The following is a 17595-nucleotide window of genomic DNA, read 5'->3' as shown; positions in this document are numbered from 1 at the left end:
TTCGCTGACGATAACATTATTTTAATTACGGTTATCTGACGGCTTCAGGCGTTGACGCTTGCTGGCGTGGTGTTATATCCCTAATAAAAAGTGGTGAGCCGAAGGCATATTCACAATTGATAACGATAATCTTTACGATAACAGAAATCATTATCATCTTTATACATTTTTAAGTTATATTTGCAACAGTTTCACTGCGAATGATTTACACGCCCGTTAAGCAGGCCCATTCGCAGCCGTATCCCGCTAACATCCGCTTTCGCCGACACAAAAAGGAACCCTGAATGAACCAGCGTTATCAGCATTACCTTGAGCTAAAACAGCAGCATCCGAAAAAATATGCCCGGGAATTGGCGCAGTTGCTGAATATCAGCGAAGCGGAGCTGGCCTGGGCCAGGGTCGGGCATGACGCGCGGCGCCTGGACGGCGATATGCCGGCGCTATTGCAGGCGCTGGCCGCCGTGGGCGAGACAAAATCCATTACCCGTAATGAATATGCGGTACATGAACAGATCGGCCATTACGACAACCTGCGTCTCGGCGAGCACGGCGGCCTGGTCTTAAACCCGCGGGCGTTGGATCTGCGCCTGTTCGTCGGCCAGTGGAACTGCGCCTTTGCACTTATCGAATCGGGTCCGCGCGGCGAGCGCCAAAGCCTGCAGATTTTTGATCATCAGGGCGACGCGGTACTGAAAATCTATGCCACGGAGCAAACCGATCGCCATGCCTGGGAACAGCTTATCGCGCGTTTCGTCAGTGAAGATAATGCGGCGCTGGCGCTGGCGGCGGCGGCGGATAAACCGGCGCACAACGACAGTCCGGATAACCGGCGCATCGAACTGGACTGGCGCGCCATGACCGATGTGCATCAGTTTTTCCCCTTGCTTAAACGCCACAACATTACCCGGCAGCAGGCGTTTCGCGCGGTGGGCGACGACCTGGCCATACGTGTGGATAACCGGGCGCTGAGCCGGGTATTGCAAGCGGCGCTTGCGGATGCCAACGAAATCATGGTGTTTGTTGGTAACCGCGGCTGCGTGCAGATATTTACCGGCGCCATAGAGAAAGTGGTGCCGATGGAAAAGTGGATCAATATCTTTAACCGCCGGTTTACGCTGCATCTGGTGGAAGACGCCATTGCCGAAACCTGGGTAACGCGCAAACCGACCCGGGACGGCATGGTCACCAGCCTGGAACTGTTTGCCGCCGACGGCACGCAAATCGCCCAATTGTTCGGTCAGCGCAGCGAAGGGCAACCCGAGCAGATCGCCTGGCGCGGACAAATGGCCCTGCTGACGCAAAAAGGCCTACCGGCATGAAAAAATGGCTTATCGTTTTGCTGGCCCTGCCGATGGCGGCGCTGGCGCAAACGCGGGTGGTCAGCATCGGCGGCGATGTAACGGAAATCATCTATGCCCTCGGCGCGGGCGACGAGCTGGTGGCGCGCGACAGCACCAGCCAGCATCCCGCCGCGGCCGTCGCCTTGCCCGACGTGGGTTATATGCGCATGCTCAACGCCGAGGGCATCCTGGCCATGCACCCCGGGATGGTATTGGCCAGCGATCAGGCCAAACCGTCGGTGGCGCTGCAACAGGTAGCCGATAACGGCGTCACGGTGGTTACGGTGCCCGGTACGCCCGATATCGCCGTCATCGACAGTAAAATCGCCCGCATCGCCTCGGCGCTGGGCCGGCAAACGCAGGGCGAGACGCTGCGCGCGGATATCCGCCGCCAGATGGCGGCCATCCCCGCCAAGCCGCTGCCGGTAAAAGTCCTGTTTATTTTCAACCATAGCGGCATGACCACCATGGCCGCCGGCCAGGAAACGGCGGCCGATGCGGCCATTCGCGCCGCCGGCCTGCAAAATGCCATGCAGGGATTTAAACATTACCAGCCGCTGTCGCAGGAAGGCGTCATCGGCAGCGCGCCGGATCTGGTGCTGATTACCACCGACGGGGTAAAAACCCTGGGCGGCGAGGAGAAGGTCTGGGCGTTGCCGGGGCTGGCATTGACGCCGGCGGGCAAGGCGCGACGGCTGTTGGTGCTGGACGATATGGCGCTGCTGGGGTTCGGCCTTGAAACGCCGGCGGCCATTGCCCGCCTGCGCCAGACCGCTGAAACGCTGCCATGATGCGCCAAGCCCGGCCGGGACGGTTTTTACTGTTGCTGGCACTGGTGCTGCTGGCCATGGCGGCGCTGGCGGTAAATGTCGGCGCGATGCATTTGTCGCTGGTTAGCCTCTGGCGCCGGCCTTTTGACGCGGCGCTCTGGCATATCTGGTGGCATATCCGGCTGCCGCGCATCCTGCTGGCGGTGATCATCGGCGCGGCGCTGGCGCTGTCCGGCGGCGTGATGCAGGGGCTATTCCGCAATCCGCTGGCCGACCCGGGCCTGCTGGGCATCAGCAGCGGCGCGGCGCTGGCGGTGGCCCTGTCGGTGGTCCTGTCCGTGACGCTGCCGCCGCTGCTGGCGCTTTATTCTCCCATGCTGGCGGCTTTTATCGGCAGCCTGGCGGTGACGCTTATTATTTTTTCCCTCGGACGTCCCGGTCATCGCTCTTTGTCGCGCCTGCTGCTGCTGGGCATTGCCATTAACACCCTGTGCGGCGCTGCCATCGGCGTCTTGTCCTGGATAAGCGACGACCGGCAGCTGCGGCAGTTGTCGTTATGGGGCATGGGCAGCCTGGGGCAGGCGCAATGGCCGACGGTACTGGCCTGCGCCTCCCTGGTGCTGCCCGCCGCCCTGCTGGTGCAGCGTCAGGCGGCGCGGTTAAATCTGCTGCAACTGGGCGACGAGGAAGCTCATTATCTTGGCGTGGACGTGAAACGCACCCAGCGGCTGTTGCTGATGCTCAGCGCGCTGCTGGTGGCGGCGTCGGTGGCGGTCAGCGGCATTATCGGCTTTATCGGCCTGGTGATCCCGCATCTGGTGCGCATGTGCCTGGGGGCCGACCATCGCTGGCTGTTGCCGGGCGCCACCCTGGCCGGCGCCGCCCTGCTGCTGCTGGCCGATACCCTCGCCCGCACGGCGGTGGCGCCGGCGGAAATGCCGGTGGGATTGCTCACCAGCCTGCTGGGCGGCCCCTGGTTTTTGTGGCTTATCCTGCGCCGGCGCGGAGGCGAAAATGAATAAGGGCTTAACCGCCGAAGGCGTGGGCTATCGCATATCCAACCGGACGTTATTAGAGGATATCTCGTTATCGCTGGCCCCCGGCGAGCTGGTTGCGCTGATAGGCCCCAACGGCGCCGGAAAATCCACCCTGCTGCGCCTGTTGACCGGTTACCTGACGCCAAGCGTTGGGGAATGCCGCCTGCTGGGCCGCCCCCTGCGCCGATGGCCGGCGCAGGAACTGGCACGGCAGCGGGCGGTCATGCGCCAGCAAAGCAGTCTCTCCTTTCCGTTTACCGTGGCCGAAGTGGTGGCCATGGGCCGCGCGCCCTGGCAAACGCAGCCAAACCGCGACCGCGTGGCGGAAATCATGGCGTTTACCGGCTGCGATGCCCTGGCGGGGCGCGATTTCCGTCGTCTGTCCGGCGGCGAGCAGCAGCGGGTGCAGCTGGCCCGCACCTTGGCGCAGCTGTGGCAGGACGACGGCCCGGCCGGCTGGCTGTTTCTGGATGAACCCACCTCCGCGCTGGACTTATATCATCAGCAGCATATCCTGCGCCTGCTGCGCCGGCTTACGCAGACCGGCCGCCTGACGGTCTGCTGCGTACTGCACGATCTGAACCTGGCGGCGCTGTGGTCCGATCGGATTTTGCTGTTGCATGAAGGCAGGCTGGCGGCAAGCGGCGCGCCGGGCGATGTCCTGACCGAAGCGCGGCTAACGCGATGGTATCAGGCGGATCTGGTGGTGCGGCCCCATGCGGAGTATGGGGTGCCGCAGGTTTCGCTGAAACGGTAAATAAGAACGCTCTGGCATCTATGACCAGTCATGACTCGCGCACAGATGCTGCGCCCTGTCCTCTACGATATTTTCTCCTGCAAACGCTGCGTTATGAAAGCTGTGGCGACCAGCCGCGATGCCGGAGCGTTAGTCTGGACATCATAGCCGTCGCCTATCGTCAGCCCTGGCGGGTACCGCCCACCACCAGGTTATCCACCTTAAGCGTCGGCTGTCCCACGCATACCGGCACGTTTTGCCCCGCCTTGCCGCACACGGCGGTGCCACGATCCAGCGCCAGGTCGTTGCCGACCATGCTGATTTGTTGCAGGGTTTCCGGGCCATTGCCGGTCAGAGTGGCGCCTTTGACCGGCGCGGTGATTTTGCCATCCTCAATCAGGTACGCCAGGGCGGTCTGGAAACTGTATTGCCCGCTGACGATATCCACCTGCCCGCTGCCCAAGTCAGCCAGATATAATCCGCGTTTGACCGAGGCGATAATCTCACCTGGATCATATTGCCCGCTGCGCATAAAGGTATTGGTCATGCGCGGCATCGGCAAATGCGCATAGGACTGGCGCCGGCCGTTGCCGGTGGGCGGCAGCTTCATCAAGCGCGCGCTCAGGCTGTCGTGCATATAGCCTTGTAAGACGCCATCCTCGATAAGGGACGTGCACTGTGTCGGCTGTCCCTCGTCGTCCACATTCAGCGACCCGCGTCGTCCCGCCACCGTGCCGTCGTCGACGATATTGACCCCCGGCTGCGCTACCCGTTCGCCGATGCGCCCGGAATAAACCGAGGTGCCCAATCGGTTAAAATCGCCCTCAAAGCCGTGCCCCATGGCTTCATGCAGCAACATACCGGGCCAGCCGGCTGCTATCACCACCGGCATGCTGCCGGATGGTGCCGCTACCGCCTCCAGGTTAATCAATGCCTTTTCAACCATAGCGCGCAATGAGACCTGCAGCGCGACGTCATTGAACATGCCGAAATCCCCGCGCCCGCCCATGCCGGTACCGGCCGATTCCTTATTGCCGCGCTGCTCGACCACCACGCCGACATGCAATACCAGCATCGGCCTGATATCCGCCGCCTGATGGAAATCATGACGCAGAATATAATTGACCGAATGGGTTAATTCCAGGCTGGCGGTAACCTGGACGACCCGCGGATCGAGAGCCCTGGTCATGCGGTTAATTTTTTGCAGCAAGCCGATTTTCTGCGCCGCGTCGCACGCCAGCAGCGGGTCATCGTCGATAAAACGCAGCCGTGCCGGGGGGTAAGCCGCAGGCGCTGGCAAAGAGAGCCGGCCCGGCACCGCGATACTTTTTACCGAGCGGGCGGCCTCTTGCAAATACTTAAGATCAATATGCTGAGAATAAGCGAACGCGGTCTGGTCATGTTCGACCGCACGCAGGCCGAAGCCCTGGTCGACGTCAAAAGAGCCGAAATTCACCACGCCGTTCTCCATGGCCCAGCTTTCACGTCTCAGACTCTGTACAAAAAGATCGGCGTAATCCACCCGGTGCGACAGCACCTGATCCATCACCTCCTGTAGTTGCCCATCGGATATGCCATGCGATTCCAGCAACTGCTGTTTAGCCGGCGCCAGATGGGAGGTGGCTAGTGTTTCAATCATGATAAAACTCCTTTGGCTTAGCGTCCTGCCACCTGCAGGCTGTTGATTAACACGGAACCGCTGGTAAAGGCGCCCTGGGTGAAATTATCGGTGCCGACAGCGGCAATATCGCGGAATATATCCGCCAGGTTGCCCGCCACGGTCACTCCATCGACGGCATGGCGTATTTCACCGCCCTCGACCCAAAAGCCACGCAGGCTGCGGGAGTAATCACCGGTTATCAAACGCGCTCCGCCGCCGCTAAATCCGGTAATCAGAAGACCTGTATGCAGTTTTTTCACCATGGCGGCAAAGTCATCGCCAGGCTGGGTCAGGCTGCTGCGCAGCGTCAAATTGCACGGTCCCCAACCGTTGCCGGTGGGCGTCATTCCGAGGCGCCGCGCCGCATAGGCCGACAGAAAAAAGCCGGTAAGGTGTCCGTCGTCCACCACCCGCCGCACCGCACCGCCGATACCGTCGCTATCGAACGCCCGGCTGGCGAGCCCCTGCGGGATAAAGGGATTTTCCTCAACGGTGATATGCCCGCTAAAGATCGCCTGGCCAAGCCGTCCGGCGAGAAAACTGTTACGGCGATACAACGCCGCGCCGCCGGCGGCCTGCACCAAATGATCAAGCAGCGTGAGGGCGCAAAGGGGATCGAACAACACCGGACAGCGTCGACTACCGGCCAGCGGCGCGCTATCCAGGGCGGCCAGCGCACCGCTCGCGGCCCGGCGCCCAATAGCTTCCGGCGTCATCATCGTCGAAGCAAGATGGGAATGGGAATTACAGAAATCCAGTTGGCTGTGGCCCTGATTTTTGGCCAGCGCCTTGGCGCTCATCACATGGTCGGTTTGCCGCTGGCCCTGGGCGAAACCACGGCTGTTCATCAAAAACCAATGGGACTGACCGGAACGTACCCAAACACCGTCACTCATCGCGCCCTTGCCCGCTGATGAAATACCGGACTCGATACGATGAGCCAGCGCTTGCGCACCGGGCTCGTCCAGATCCCAGGGATGCCATAAATCGAGCTGTCGCGGCTCCCGACATAACAACTGCTCCGGTGGCAGGCCGGTAAATTCATCCTCGCCGGTATAACCGGCGATACGACATGCCGCCTGCACCGTTTCGCGCAGGCGCGCGGGTGAAAAATCGGTGGAGCCGGTGGTGCCCTGATGCTGTCCGCGATAGACGGTGAGCGACATGCTGGACTGCGCATCGCGGGTGCGCGCCCGCAGCCGGCCCTGGCGCATTTCAATCAGCAAGCCGTTGCTTTCGGAAAATATCACCTGCGCATCGGATGCGCCTTCCCGGACAGCCTGCGCTATGACGCTATCGGCCAGTTCAGCCAATTGCTGCTGGCTGTGCGCAAAAGTATTCGGCATGGATGCCTCCTGGTCAAAGGTCATGGTTTAAAAGTCCGGCGCCTCGGCCAGCAGCCGGTTCAACGCCCGCTGGATCTGGGTATTTATTGGTTCGCTGAGCTGGTTGTAATTTTGATGAAAGGCCTTTTCTTTGGCGATAAACGCCGGATTTTGCGCCAGCCACTCCTCTCTTAACAAAGTGATTTCCTCCTGGCTAAGCTTGCCGGCCGGGGACAAACGCTCTTTTTCGGTAAACCAGGCGAAACGTATATCGGGCGTGGCGCGATCATCGTCGCTCCACCCTGCTAGGATCTGCAATTGCTGGAACTGGGCCCAGCTTACGCCAAGGGCTATGTTGCCCCATTTTTCGTCATCGCCGGCGGCGGGCAACGACGAGAGGTGCTGCAAAAGCGTGGCGATGATTTTTTCCAGCTGGCGTTCCGGCTGCTGGTAATCATGCAGCAGCAGATCCGCCTGCGCCTTGATGGCCGACCAGTCGCCCGGTGCCGTCTCACGCCCCGCGAGCCGCCCGGCGCTCAATGCCAGCCAGCGCATGAGCAATTGCCCCAGCCTAGGATCGCGCAGGTAATCAGCCCATGGCGCCGATTCCTCACTCAGCCACCAGTGCATAAATCGCTGCGGCACCAGCCGGTAATCCTTGCCTGGGCGTAACGCGGCGAACAAACCGCCGATCTGCTCCGGGGTCAGGTAGCCGCAGCGGTCCAGCAGCCTACCCAGAGCAATCGGTAACCCGGTAATACGTTCAAAGGCAACGCTATCCGGCTGATGAATCATGGCCGCCATAGTAGTGCCTTTGCCGTCAAGCCAAAAGCTCCCGGGGGCAACAGTAATATCCCCGGCCTTAGCATGTCCGAGGGTGCGTTGCGCGATAAAACCATGCAAGCCCTCATCGCCGTAAAAACTGCTCCACTCCAGCGCCTCCGTCTGACGTACCGGCGGTTGCGAAACGACGTCCACCTCATGAGCCGCCAGCCAGGCATTCAACTGGCCCAGGGATTGGGCACCCACCTGGCGTACCGGTTCCGCCTCGCCTCTGAACAGCAACAGGGTGGGAATGCCGCGCACGCCATAGCGCTCCATGATGGCCGGGTATTTTTCCACATCAATCTTGGCGACCACTAACTTGCCTTTGGTATTATTGGCCAGCTTATCGATAACGGGCGCCATGGCGCGGCAAGGTACGCACCAGGGCGCCCAGAGATCCACCAGCACCGGCAGTCGCGCGCCCGCCAGGTAGTTATCAAAATTGCTATCGGTTAACTCGTTGGGTTTGAGCGACATATAGGTTCCTATAAAATGTTAGCGACCCTGATCGGGTGTCAGGGTTAGGACATGCTGGTGGAAGTGTTCCAGCTCTTTGCGATGGGCCACGCTGATAATGGTGCTGCCGGGCAATTGATCGATCAGCGCCTGGTATAAACGGCGTTCTGTTTCCGGGTCCAGGGCGCTGGTCGCCTCGTCAAGGAAGAGAACCTCCGGGCGATGCAGCAGTACCCGCGCCATGGCCAGCCGCTGCTGCTCGCCGCCGGACAACACCTGCTGCCAGCGGTCGGACTGGGTAAGCGAATCGGCCCGTTCCGCCAGGCAACAGTCCGTCAGCGCCTGGCGGTACTGCCGATCGGTAAAAGCCTCCGGCTCGTCTGGATAGGCCAGCGCGCTTTTTAATGTGCCTACCGGGATATAGCTTTTTTGCGGTATAAATAGACTACGCGCCGTATCCGGCCGGGTGATGCTGCCTTCACCAAAAGGCCATAACCCCGCGCAGGCCCGCAGCAAGGTGCTTTTGCCGCTGCCGGACTGACCGCGAATCACCCAGCGTTCGCCGGCCTCGACCTGCCAGCGCGCTACTTGGCATAATGCCGCGCCGTCCGGACGCCGCAGGGTTAACGCATCGCAGCAAAGCGCTGTGCCCTGGCGCATTAGCTGAATGCCATGAGGCTGGTCGCGGGCTTTGTTTAACGCCCACAGCATATCCCGCAGCCGATTGGCCAGCGCCACCCAGTTAGTAAAGGATTGGTAAGCCTGCGGGAAAAAGGCCAGGGTGCTCAATAGCGTGCCGTAAGCCATGGTGATCTGGGTCAGGCCGCCGAGGGTAATTTTCCCCGACAGCAGTAACGGCAGCGCCAGCAGGGTAGGTAGCGGGGAAAATATCTGGGAGAAAATGCTCTGGAAGAAATTCAGCTTAAAGGTTTTACGCATCATCAACAGGGTATTATTCCGTACCCGTATAAAACGGGACAGTAATCTTTCTCCCTCGCGCTCGCCGCCGCAAAAAAAAGCGATTTGTTCGGCGTTTTCCCGCACCTGCATGCCGAGAAAACGAAAATCGGCTTCTACGGTTTGTTTATTCATATTCACGCCGATCAGCACCTTACCCAGCCAGTGGGCCAGGGCGAGATGGGCAAATGAATAAAGGTACACGGCAAACACCATATAGCCGGGGATAGACCAGGTCCTGCCGCCAAGGGGAAACGACAACGTGCCGGAGAGTCCCCAAAGCATAATAGTGAAAGTGATGACGCTGACCACGACGTTGATAATATTGGTGGACAGGTTAATCGTCACATCGGTAAAGAGATTGATATCCTCGGCGATACGCTGATCGCCGTTGCTGATTAAATTGTCGCGCTCCAGTTGGTAATACGCTGGATGACGGGTCCAGCGTTCTACAAAGCGGGCGGTCATCCAGGTACGCCAGCGCAGCGTCAAGTAATTAATCGCCAACACACTGACCAGCGGCAATAATACCGTTATAGTGCCAATGGCCAGGCTTCTTACCATCGTAGCGCTGATGAGGCTCCAATTCAGCGCCACCAATGCGTCGGTTAACTGCCCCTGCAGTTTATTTAAAGCCACAAACGCATAGGTGGTGGTGAAATTAATGGTCAGGATGACGGCAATTAATAATATGGCCAGCCACTTTTCCGGCGATACCCAGAAAGGACGGATTAATTGCCATATCCCCGGTCGATTACCATCATTGGGTATTTCTTTTGTAAACTTTTGAGCCGTCATAATGTCCATTACTTAGAACGAATAGGTCACCGATAACCTGGCGGTACGGCCTGGCTTGACGCCGATATACGTTGGTGTGGTCGAGTAATAATACAGATCGCGGTCAAAGATATTTTTCACGCCCAGGGTGACGGTATATTTCGGCTGATGGTAAAAAATAGAGGCGTCGGTCTGGGCCCAGCCACCCATTTTGAAGTAATTACCCGTATAGCCGTTGACCGTGTTGCTGGCCGCCTCTACGCCTACGCCGGCGCCCAGGCCTTGCAAACTCCCCTGCTGTAGTTCGTAGGTAGTCCAGAGGCTACCGGAGTGTTTGGGCTGTGCGGTAACCTTGGTTTTATAGCCGGTAAGATCGGTGGTATCCGGATCCTTAGGCTGGGCAAAGGTGTAGCTGGTGGTGATATTCCATCCCGGTAAAATCTGGCCGTTTAAATCAAAATCGAAGCCTTTGGTTTCCCGCCCCTGCGCGCCGACCGCGTCGCCGGCGATATTGTAGACCACCACATTGTCCTGCACGATATGGAATACCGCTGTGGTAATGGTCAGGTTATCGTCCAGCAGGTTAAATTTAAACCCAGCCTCCTTGGATTTACCGGTCGACGGCGCCAACGGTTTACCGGTAAGGGTATTGATCGTGCCGACGGTTTCGAAGCTATTAAGCAGGTTGGCATAGACCGTCACTTCCGGCGTGATATCATAGCTGATGCCATAGCTGGGTATCCATTTGGTCTCATCTGAAAACGAGGTCACATGACGGGTGGCGGAGTAATTCGCCGTGCTTTGCATCGTCCATTCAGCCCGCTTAGCGGAAAGCTGGAGATGCAATTTTTTCCAGAAATCGATCTGGTCTTGCAATATCAGCCCCCTTTGATCCTGGGTGTTTTTATAGGATTTAAAGGTGGGGTCGGGGATATCGGGAAACGACAGGCTGTCGGGATCGTTGTAGTTGGCGGTGGTGAAAATCCTGCCGTCAGATAAATCCCAGCTGGTGGTTTTTGAATGCTGATAGTCGTAGCCGACCAAGATATTATGGGTTAACGGGCCCATATCAATCTTGCCGCGAATATCGTTTTGCAGGCTTAATGAATTTAAATCCTGCTTATTGCCCAGCTCATGAGTGACCAACGAGCCGTTGGGGTACGCCACGTAAGTCTCATGAATGCGATAATTAAGGGTATTATCAAGATAGGTGGCTTTACTGTTAAAAGACCAGTTGTCGCTTAAATTCTGGTTGAATTCATAATAGGCGGTTTTCGCATTGCCCGCAAAATGATTATCTTTATCCCCCAGACGATATTCCGGCAGGCGCTGAATACGGCCGTTGTTATACAGGGTCGCCGCAGGTCCTGAGGTTCTGCCGGTACTGAATTCCGCGCCTACTTTAAATTTGGTTTTATCCGTTACCCAGGCCAGCACCGGCGCAACATAATCGGCGCGCTTGCCGTTAAAATCAGGAAAGCTGTTATCTGCCCGCATAGTGGAAGCGTTAAAACGGTATTGAAAGGTTTTGTCATCGTTTATCGGGCCGCCGAGATCGATAGCGGTTTTCACTTCGCCATACTTGGCGACCTCGAATTTTAGCGTATGCAGCGGATCGGCCGTGGGGGCTTTACGCACTATGTTGACCGAACCGGCGGGAGAACTGTTGCCCGCCAGCACCGCCTGTGGCCCTTTCAGTACCTCGACACGCTCGATACCGTCGATATTGGAATAGCCGGTGGCGCTGCCGTTCATGGTGCTGTTGGGGTTGGAAACGCCGTCCGTAGAGCCGGAGGTGACGTTAAATCCACGAATATTTATCGAATTAATACCGCGATTACCGCCCTGCATCGTGACGCCGCCGGCGTTGCGCAACGCATCCTCCACCGAGACCGCCTGGCGGTCTTCGATCAGTTTGCGGCTGACCACCTGCACCGACTGCGCGGTATCCTGCAATGATAAATTAGTGCGGGTGGCGGAACTGGACATTGACGGATTATAGACCGTGGCGTCTTCGCTTTGCTCGGCGCCGCCGCTGACGGTAATAGTCGGCAGCGTCTGGCCGCTGTCCTGCGCCGCCTGTAAATCCGATGAGGCGGTGAGCGGCTTGGCCGTGGTGACGGCATCAATGGTCAGGGTGCCGTTGGCAGTGGTGGTGACAGACAGCGGCGTACCCTGCAACTGTTGTAAAATGACCTGTTCCAGGGTATAGCGGCCGTCAACGGGTTTAGCCTGGTAAGGGGCCACCAGTTTAGGATCAAATGAGATGGTCTGTTGGCTTTGCCGCGCTATGGTTAATAGCCCTTGCTCCAGGGAACCCGCCGGTACTGAATAATGTGCTAAAGCCGCCGGCGCGGCATAAGCCGTTTGCGGCAATATCAGCGCCATACCCGCCACGGCAAATGTTAAATCAATCGCCAACGCCAGCCGGCCTGGGGTAAAACGAGTTTTCCTTGCGCGTTGCAGTACTGCATTCATTGTTACGGCTCCCGGAGAAAAGGCAAAGGTTAAGCGACGCCAGTTTGGTAGGGGTCTGCGTTTCATCTCAGTGGGTATGTGCAATGAGGGAAAAAATGTGTCACCGGGTTATATTTATTTTTTTGCGACTTATCGGGATTTTTAACTTAATTTATTAATTACATTACTGTTTTTATTTTAACGGATAAAGTTGGTGCGCGTAGACTTTCGGTTAACGCTCAAAAGCTGAGGGTAAAATGGCTTCTGCGGTACTGAATTGGTGCAAAAAAACGTGCATTGATCGACAACAGTGCACGTTGGTTTTCGTTTGTTGTACAAAACGGCTTGCAGTTACGGCCTTATAACAAAAGCGGCCTTAGTTAATAAAAAAATATACTTATACTCTATGGATATAACCTAGATGTAAAAATTATTGGCTCGCTTATTGCTGGCCAGGCTTGAATGCTCATTCCACTCCCCCCGCGCTGACACGCAACGCAGGAAAGAGCGGCAAAACTGAGGATTGGCCGTAACGGTCCTTATTTGAAAGCCTGAGAAAGGTATTTACGTTAGATTTAGCAAGACGGACAAGACGATGCCTGGCGAATTTACCAACCGTTCAGATGTATTAACGTTTATTTTTCGCAGTGATTACCGTTGGCTCACTGACAAATTAAGACGGCGTATCAGCCATGGCACCGGCGCGGAGGATATTGCGTCCGAGGCGTTTGTACGGCTGGCGGCAATTCCTGAACTGCTCAATATCCGCGAGCCGCGGGCCATGCTCACCACGCTCGCCCAGCGGGTGTTGTATGAAAACTGGCGGCGCCGCGACCTGGAGCATGCCTATCTGAAAGCGTTAGCGGGCAACCCGCAGCTCTGTCATCCTTCGCCGGAAGAACAGGAACTGGTAATTGAGTCTTTACTGGCCATTGACCGGGCGCTGGACGGTTTATCCATTAATGCCCGCAAGGCGTTCTTGTTTAATCAGCTTGACGGCATGACCTATGCGGAAATAGCACAAGAGCTGGGCGTCTCTACCAGTATGGTGCGCAAGTATGTGGCGAAAGCGCTCACCAGCTGTTATCTGATAACCGCTGGCCAACATGAATAACCGGTTGAACAACGCATGATAAAATTAACCCAGCATCCCGACGCCGCCGCCCAGCACGCCATTGAATGGATGGTGCTGCTGCGTTCCGGCGAAGCCACGGAGGAGGATTTCAGGGAATATGAACGCTGGCGTTATGCCGATGCCAGCCATGACGCCGCCTGCGCCAAAATTGAAACCACCCTGGGTAAAATCCAGTTCCTGACGCACGCCATGCCGCCGGAAAACGTGCGCCAGACTCTGCTGGCGCCTTCCAGCCGGCGTAAATTCCTGCAAAACGCGCTGGGCGTGGCCGCTATTGCCATGGTCGGCGGGACGGTGGTAAACCAAAAATACCCTTTGCCCTATCTGTTGACCGATGTGCATACCGACACCGGCCAACGGCGGCGTATTGAGCTCGATGACGGCAGCACCCTGGATTTGAACGCCCGCACGGCGCTGAATATTTCCCTCAGCGAGACCGTGCGCAGCGTTGAGTTACGCACCGGCGGCATTATTGCCCGCGTGGTGGGCGACGGCAATCGCCCGTTTAGCGTCAATACCGCCATGGGACAAATCCTGGCCGGGGAGGGACTTTTTCACGTACGCCAGGAATCCGGGGGTATTCATCTGGCGGTGCTGGAGTCGGTGGTAAAGGTGACGAACCGGCGCGGCGGCAGCCAACAAGTCGGGGCCGGCCACGGCCTGTGGTTTAATCAGCATACGTTGATGCCGGTGGGCATTTCCCCTTACGCGGAAATAGCCTGGACCCAGGGCAGGCTGGAAGTGAGGGATACGCCGTTAAGCTCGGTGATCGCTGCGCTGAAAAATTACAGCCCGGCGGTTATCCGCCTGGATCCGGCGATAGCCAATCTGCGCGTCAGCGGCAACTTCCCGCTGGACGATGTACCCTATGCGCTCGACGCCTTGGCTCAGACCATGCCGATTGCCATTACCCGCACCACCGGCTATTGGATCCGCATCACCGCGGCCGACGCATGATTTTTTTCAATTCTGCGCTTTTTTTTGCCAACGCCGGTGTCACTTTTTATTCCTCGTTGCACATAGAAAATAAGTCTTCCAGAGATTGCTGGTAATACATATTTGCGGGCAGTCAGGATTTATCACGAGGTAGGGGTGAAAGCACAGCACCGGATGTTGAAAGATAAAATCGAAGTGCCTGCACTGACGGCGACGGCGACGCTGTTGTCCGCGCTCGCCTCGGCGCCGAAAAAAAATCATCAGCCTAAATTAACCATTGCCGCCGTGGTGCTGGCGCATTTGGCGCTGATTGCCGTGGCGATTACCCATACCACGCAATATCGACCGCTGGACATCATCAATCCCGCCGAGCAGACCAGCGTCGAGGTGACCATGGTCGAAGCGCCGCAGCCCGAGGCGCCGCCGGTGCCCCAGGTTACTGAAACGCCGCCGGTGCTGACCGCGGATAACGGCGAACGCGACGTGGCGCAAACCGAGGCGGCTCCGGTTGTGGCTGCGCCGGAAATCAAGCCGGAAACACCGCCGCCGCCAAAACCGCAGCTCAAGCCGAAACCCAAAATCATCGTAAAACCCAAGCCTGAGCCGGTGATATCTCGTTCGCAAGCACAGGCAAAGCCGTCACCGCTACAAAATGCCAAGGTCGCCGACCAGGCGGCCCTGCCGGCGACCTCTCAGGGTGAAATGCTGAAAAGCGTGCCCAATGCCGTGCCGAAGACGGTTTCCACCGTCGGCTGCCAGGTACCGGCGCCAGACTATCCGCGCAAGGCAAAACGGCTGCAGGAGGAAGGCGAGGTACTGATCCGGCTGGTGATCAACGCCAACGGCACCCTGGGCCGCAGCGACGTTGCGCGCAGCAGCGGTTATGACGACCTGGATCAGGCGGCAATGGCGGCAGTATCCCGGATACGCTGCAACCCCTATGTGGAAAACGGCCAGGCGATCGCTGTTATGACGGTGCAGCCCATTACGTTTAAATTAACCCGCTAGCTCTCACGGGCGGCGCATGAATATTACCGATAGCCTTTTTTGATAATCGAGGTAGCAAAATGAATGAGTTTGGCATTGAGCACGTTTGGCAGCAGGGCGACATAATCACCCGCGCGGTGGCCCTGGTGCTGCTGGTCATGTCCGTAATGTCCTGGTCGGTGATTGTGATTAAATGCATCCAGGGAGCGGGACTGCGTAAAATCGCCCAGCGCACTAAAAACCGGTTTTGGAGCGAAAAGAATTTACCGTCCGCCATTGATTCATTGGGCGACGGCGGCAACAATCCGTTTCGCGAACTGGCGATCGCCGGCCATGCCGCGATGTCTCACCAATACAATGTAGAGACCAGTATCAGTAATAATCTGGATATTAGCGACTGGCTGGCGCGCGGCCTGAAAAACAGTATCGACGACAGCAGCGCGCGTCTGCAAGCGGGCCTTGGCATCCTTGCCTCCATCGGCAGCACCGCGCCGTTTGTCGGGCTATTAGGTACCGTCTGGGGCATCTATCATGCGCTGCAGTCCATCAGCCTGGCGGATCAGCCGGATCTGGCCCACGTCGCCGGCCCGGTGGGCGAAGCGTTGATCATGACGGCGTTCGGCCTGTTCGTCGCTATTCCGGCGGTGCTGGGATTCAACACCATCAGCCGGCGCAACCGCGGCCTGCAGCATGCCATCGCCCGCTTCGCCCACGATCTGCATGCCTACTATCTCACCGGCTCGCGTATTACCACCGGCGATGTCACCGAACTGCGGGCCGGCGACGCCACGGCCGGTAATCGTGTCCAGCCGTTTCGCGCCGGTCAGTCGATGTAAAGGCAAGTGAGAGGAGTAAAAATGAGCATATCCGGTAATTCACAATTCGAGATAGACGAAGAGCCCCTGGTCAACGATATTAATATGACGCCGTTTATCGATGTCATGCTGGTGCTACTGATTGTATTTATGATCACCCTGCCGGTGATCAATCACTCGGTAAAGGTAAATCTGCCCAAAGCCAATGCCAGCGTGGTGGATAAAGACGTTAAATCCGTTGATATCTCGGTCATGGCCGACGGCAGTATCGCCTGGGATAAGCAGGCGGTGGATGACGCTACCTTTAAATCCCGGCTGGAAGAGACCGCAAAACTGCCGCAACTTCCCCACCTGCGCATTTACGCCGATAAAGCGTCGGAATATGGCCGCGTCTCATTTATCATGACCAGCGCACAGAGCGTCGGTCTGACCAAGTTTGATTTTATCGTCGATAAACACGGTGCCTGAGCTCGCCGCCGTCAGCTTTGCGCCAACCCCATCCGCTGCGGGAAGTAGATCGACGGCGCATGACCCAGTTCGCGTCTGAACATGGTGGCGAACGCGGCGCTGCTTTCGTAACCGAGATCGAAGGCGATGGCGGTGACCGGTTCGCCGTCGGCGAGCCGGGCCAGCGCCAGTACGACACATGCCCTGCGGCGCCATTGCGCGCAAGCCATGCCGGTTTGCTGGCGGAAAAAACGCCTGAAGGTGCTGATGCTCATAAAAAACCGCGCCGCCCATTCTTCCGACGGCTGGTGTATGGTCGGGTGTTCGAGGAACTGCCGGCACAGCGCCAGCAGGCGCGCATCCTCCGGCAAGGGAATATCAAACGGTACGCCGGGCATTAGCGCCAGCTCATGCAGCAACAGGTTAATCAACTGTCCGTCGCGCCCCGCCGGATCATACAGCGGCGTTACGGCCACCGCCTCGATAAGCAGCTGGCGCAGCAAGGGGGATACCGTGACGATACGGCAACGGTCTATGGCAAACAGCGGCCGGACCGATTCCGGTTCGATATACAGGCTGCGGGTGGAAACCCCCTCGAAACGTACGCTGTGCTCCATCTCCGGCGGCACCCAGACCGCATGCTGCGGGGGCACGATCCAACTGCCGGTACGGGTGCGGACATGCATCACGCCCGACGCGCCGTACAGCAGCTGCGCGCGCCGGTGCCGGTGGGCGGGCAGGAAAAACCCCCGCGGATAATCAGTGCCGATGGCGACGACCGGACGCGCCACATGATCGACATCGTTTATAGCAATATTGTACATTCACCGCCCGGCATGACGTGAAATAACCGAATCTCGATGATAGTTGATTGGTAATATCAAGTAAACGCCGCCACGGACGCCTATTATCCCCCTGCCCCGTATAAACCCGCC

General features: G+C 57.9%; 15 protein-coding genes. 9 read left to right on the top strand and 6 right to left on the bottom strand.

Annotation, left to right across the window (positions count from 1 at the left end; translation table 11 throughout):
- Positions 1-284 precede the first annotated feature (284 nt).
- The 4 genes from ACL2XF_RS20915 to ACL2XF_RS20900 are packed head-to-tail and all read left to right on the top strand — an operon-like array spanning position 285 to position 3904.
- Positions 285-1319 (top strand): hemin-degrading factor, encoded by a 1035-nt coding sequence (locus ACL2XF_RS20915; RefSeq protein WP_413721731.1) that lies wholly within the window; start codon positions 285-287, stop codon positions 1317-1319.
- The gene (locus ACL2XF_RS20910) at positions 1316-2131 is read left to right on the top strand and encodes a heme/hemin ABC transporter substrate-binding protein (protein WP_413727465.1); all 816 of its coding nucleotides are present in this window, start codon (positions 1316-1318) and stop codon (positions 2129-2131) included. The genes ACL2XF_RS20915 and ACL2XF_RS20910 overlap by 4 nt, the downstream gene beginning before the upstream one ends.
- Positions 2131-3132, top strand: a complete 1002-nt coding sequence (locus tag ACL2XF_RS20905; protein ID WP_410016678.1) for a FecCD family ABC transporter permease — start codon at positions 2131-2133, stop codon at positions 3130-3132. The genes ACL2XF_RS20910 and ACL2XF_RS20905 overlap by 1 nt, the downstream gene beginning before the upstream one ends.
- Positions 3125-3904, top strand: coding sequence for a heme ABC transporter ATP-binding protein (locus ACL2XF_RS20900; protein ID WP_413727464.1), 780 nt, complete (start codon positions 3125-3127; stop codon positions 3902-3904). Before ACL2XF_RS20905 ends, ACL2XF_RS20900 begins: the two co-directional genes overlap by 8 nt.
- A 160-nt stretch (positions 3905-4064) precedes the next feature.
- Here the strand turns inward: ACL2XF_RS20900 and tldD are convergent, their stop codons facing one another.
- The 5 genes from tldD to ACL2XF_RS20875 are packed head-to-tail and all read right to left on the bottom strand — an operon-like array spanning position 4065 to position 12361.
- Positions 4065-5522 carry a metalloprotease TldD gene (gene tldD, locus ACL2XF_RS20895; protein WP_413721734.1) on the bottom strand — a complete coding sequence of 486 codons (1458 nt, stop codon included), beginning with the start codon at positions 5520-5522 and terminating at the stop codon, positions 4065-4067.
- A 17-nt stretch (positions 5523-5539) separates the two neighbouring features.
- Positions 5540-6889: a TldD/PmbA family protein gene (locus ACL2XF_RS20890; protein WP_413727463.1), complete on the bottom strand. Its 1350-nt coding sequence runs from the start codon at positions 6887-6889 to the stop codon at positions 5540-5542.
- 27 nt (positions 6890-6916) lie between these two features.
- The gene (locus ACL2XF_RS20885; protein WP_413727462.1) at positions 6917-8170 is read right to left on the bottom strand and encodes a thioredoxin family protein; all 1254 of its coding nucleotides are present in this window, start codon (positions 8168-8170) and stop codon (positions 6917-6919) included.
- Between the two features lie 18 nt (positions 8171-8188).
- Positions 8189-9904: an ABC transporter ATP-binding protein/permease gene (locus ACL2XF_RS20880; RefSeq protein ID WP_413727461.1), complete on the bottom strand. Its 1716-nt coding sequence runs from the start codon at positions 9902-9904 to the stop codon at positions 8189-8191.
- A 12-nt stretch (positions 9905-9916) separates the two neighbouring features.
- On the bottom strand, positions 9917-12361 hold the full coding sequence (locus ACL2XF_RS20875; RefSeq protein WP_410012895.1) for a TonB-dependent siderophore receptor: 2445 nt from the start codon (positions 12359-12361) through the stop codon (positions 9917-9919).
- Between the two features lie 574 nt (positions 12362-12935).
- Between ACL2XF_RS20875 and ACL2XF_RS20870 the strand changes: the two genes are divergently transcribed.
- The 5 genes from ACL2XF_RS20870 to ACL2XF_RS20850 all read left to right on the top strand — a co-directional run bounded on the left by ACL2XF_RS20870 (position 12936) and on the right by ACL2XF_RS20850 (position 16681).
- Entirely contained in the window at positions 12936-13454 is a 519-nt protein-coding gene (locus tag ACL2XF_RS20870; protein ID WP_413727460.1) for a sigma-70 family RNA polymerase sigma factor, read from the top strand.
- An 18-nt stretch (positions 13455-13472) separates the two neighbouring features.
- Positions 13473-14432, top strand: coding sequence for a FecR family protein (locus tag ACL2XF_RS20865; RefSeq protein ID WP_410016677.1), 960 nt, complete (start codon positions 13473-13475; stop codon positions 14430-14432).
- 153 nt (positions 14433-14585) lie between these two features.
- Positions 14586-15419 carry a TonB family protein gene (locus tag ACL2XF_RS20860; RefSeq protein WP_413721738.1) on the top strand — a complete coding sequence of 278 codons (834 nt, stop codon included), beginning with the start codon at positions 14586-14588 and terminating at the stop codon, positions 15417-15419.
- A gap of 59 nt (positions 15420-15478) precedes the next feature.
- A complete protein-coding gene (locus ACL2XF_RS20855; RefSeq protein ID WP_413721739.1) occupies positions 15479-16234 on the top strand; it encodes a MotA/TolQ/ExbB proton channel family protein in 756 nt (251 codons plus the stop codon).
- A gap of 21 nt (positions 16235-16255) precedes the next feature.
- Complete coding sequence (locus ACL2XF_RS20850; RefSeq protein WP_413727459.1) at positions 16256-16681, top strand: ExbD/TolR family protein; 426 nt, start codon at positions 16256-16258, stop codon at positions 16679-16681.
- A gap of 11 nt (positions 16682-16692) precedes the next feature.
- On the opposite strand, the gene ACL2XF_RS20845 is transcribed toward ACL2XF_RS20850, so the two are convergent.
- Positions 16693-17484 carry an AraC family transcriptional regulator gene (locus tag ACL2XF_RS20845; protein WP_410012890.1) on the bottom strand — a complete coding sequence of 264 codons (792 nt, stop codon included), beginning with the start codon at positions 17482-17484 and terminating at the stop codon, positions 16693-16695.
- Positions 17485-17595 lie beyond the last annotated feature (111 nt).

The sequence above is a fragment of the Sodalis sp. RH19 genome (assembly GCF_047324215.1).
Lineage (GTDB): Bacteria > Pseudomonadota > Gammaproteobacteria > Enterobacterales > Enterobacteriaceae > Acerihabitans.
This window is presented reverse-complemented; position numbering and strand designations above follow the sequence as displayed.

Bases quoted from the DNA above. Each gene is read 5' to 3' on its own strand.
- ACL2XF_RS20915 (WP_413721731.1), top strand. From the start codon at position 285: ATGAACCAGCGTTATCAGCATTACCTTGAGCTAAAACAGCAGCATCCG.
- ACL2XF_RS20910 (WP_413727465.1), top strand. From the start codon at position 1,316: ATGAAAAAATGGCTTATCGTTTTGCTGGCCCTGCCGATGGCGGCGCTG.
- ACL2XF_RS20905 (WP_410016678.1), top strand. From the start codon at position 2,131: ATGCGCCAAGCCCGGCCGGGACGGTTTTTACTGTTGCTGGCACTGGTG.
- ACL2XF_RS20900 (WP_413727464.1), top strand. From the start codon at position 3,125: ATGAATAAGGGCTTAACCGCCGAAGGCGTGGGCTATCGCATATCCAAC.
- tldD (WP_413721734.1), bottom strand. From the start codon at position 5,522: ATGATTGAAACACTAGCCACCTCCCATCTGGCGCCGGCTAAACAGCAG.
- ACL2XF_RS20890 (WP_413727463.1), bottom strand. From the start codon at position 6,889: ATGCCGAATACTTTTGCGCACAGCCAGCAGCAATTGGCTGAACTGGCC.
- ACL2XF_RS20885 (WP_413727462.1), bottom strand. From the start codon at position 8,170: ATGTCGCTCAAACCCAACGAGTTAACCGATAGCAATTTTGATAACTAC.
- ACL2XF_RS20880 (WP_413727461.1), bottom strand. From the start codon at position 9,904: ATGACGGCTCAAAAGTTTACAAAAGAAATACCCAATGATGGTAATCGA.
- ACL2XF_RS20875 (WP_410012895.1), bottom strand. From the start codon at position 12,361: ATGAATGCAGTACTGCAACGCGCAAGGAAAACTCGTTTTACCCCAGGC.
- ACL2XF_RS20870 (WP_413727460.1), top strand. From the start codon at position 12,936: ATGCCTGGCGAATTTACCAACCGTTCAGATGTATTAACGTTTATTTTT.
- ACL2XF_RS20860 (WP_413721738.1), top strand. From the start codon at position 14,586: ATGTTGAAAGATAAAATCGAAGTGCCTGCACTGACGGCGACGGCGACG.
- ACL2XF_RS20855 (WP_413721739.1), top strand. From the start codon at position 15,479: ATGAATGAGTTTGGCATTGAGCACGTTTGGCAGCAGGGCGACATAATC.
- ACL2XF_RS20850 (WP_413727459.1), top strand. From the start codon at position 16,256: ATGAGCATATCCGGTAATTCACAATTCGAGATAGACGAAGAGCCCCTG.
- ACL2XF_RS20845 (WP_410012890.1), bottom strand. From the start codon at position 17,484: ATGTACAATATTGCTATAAACGATGTCGATCATGTGGCGCGTCCGGTC.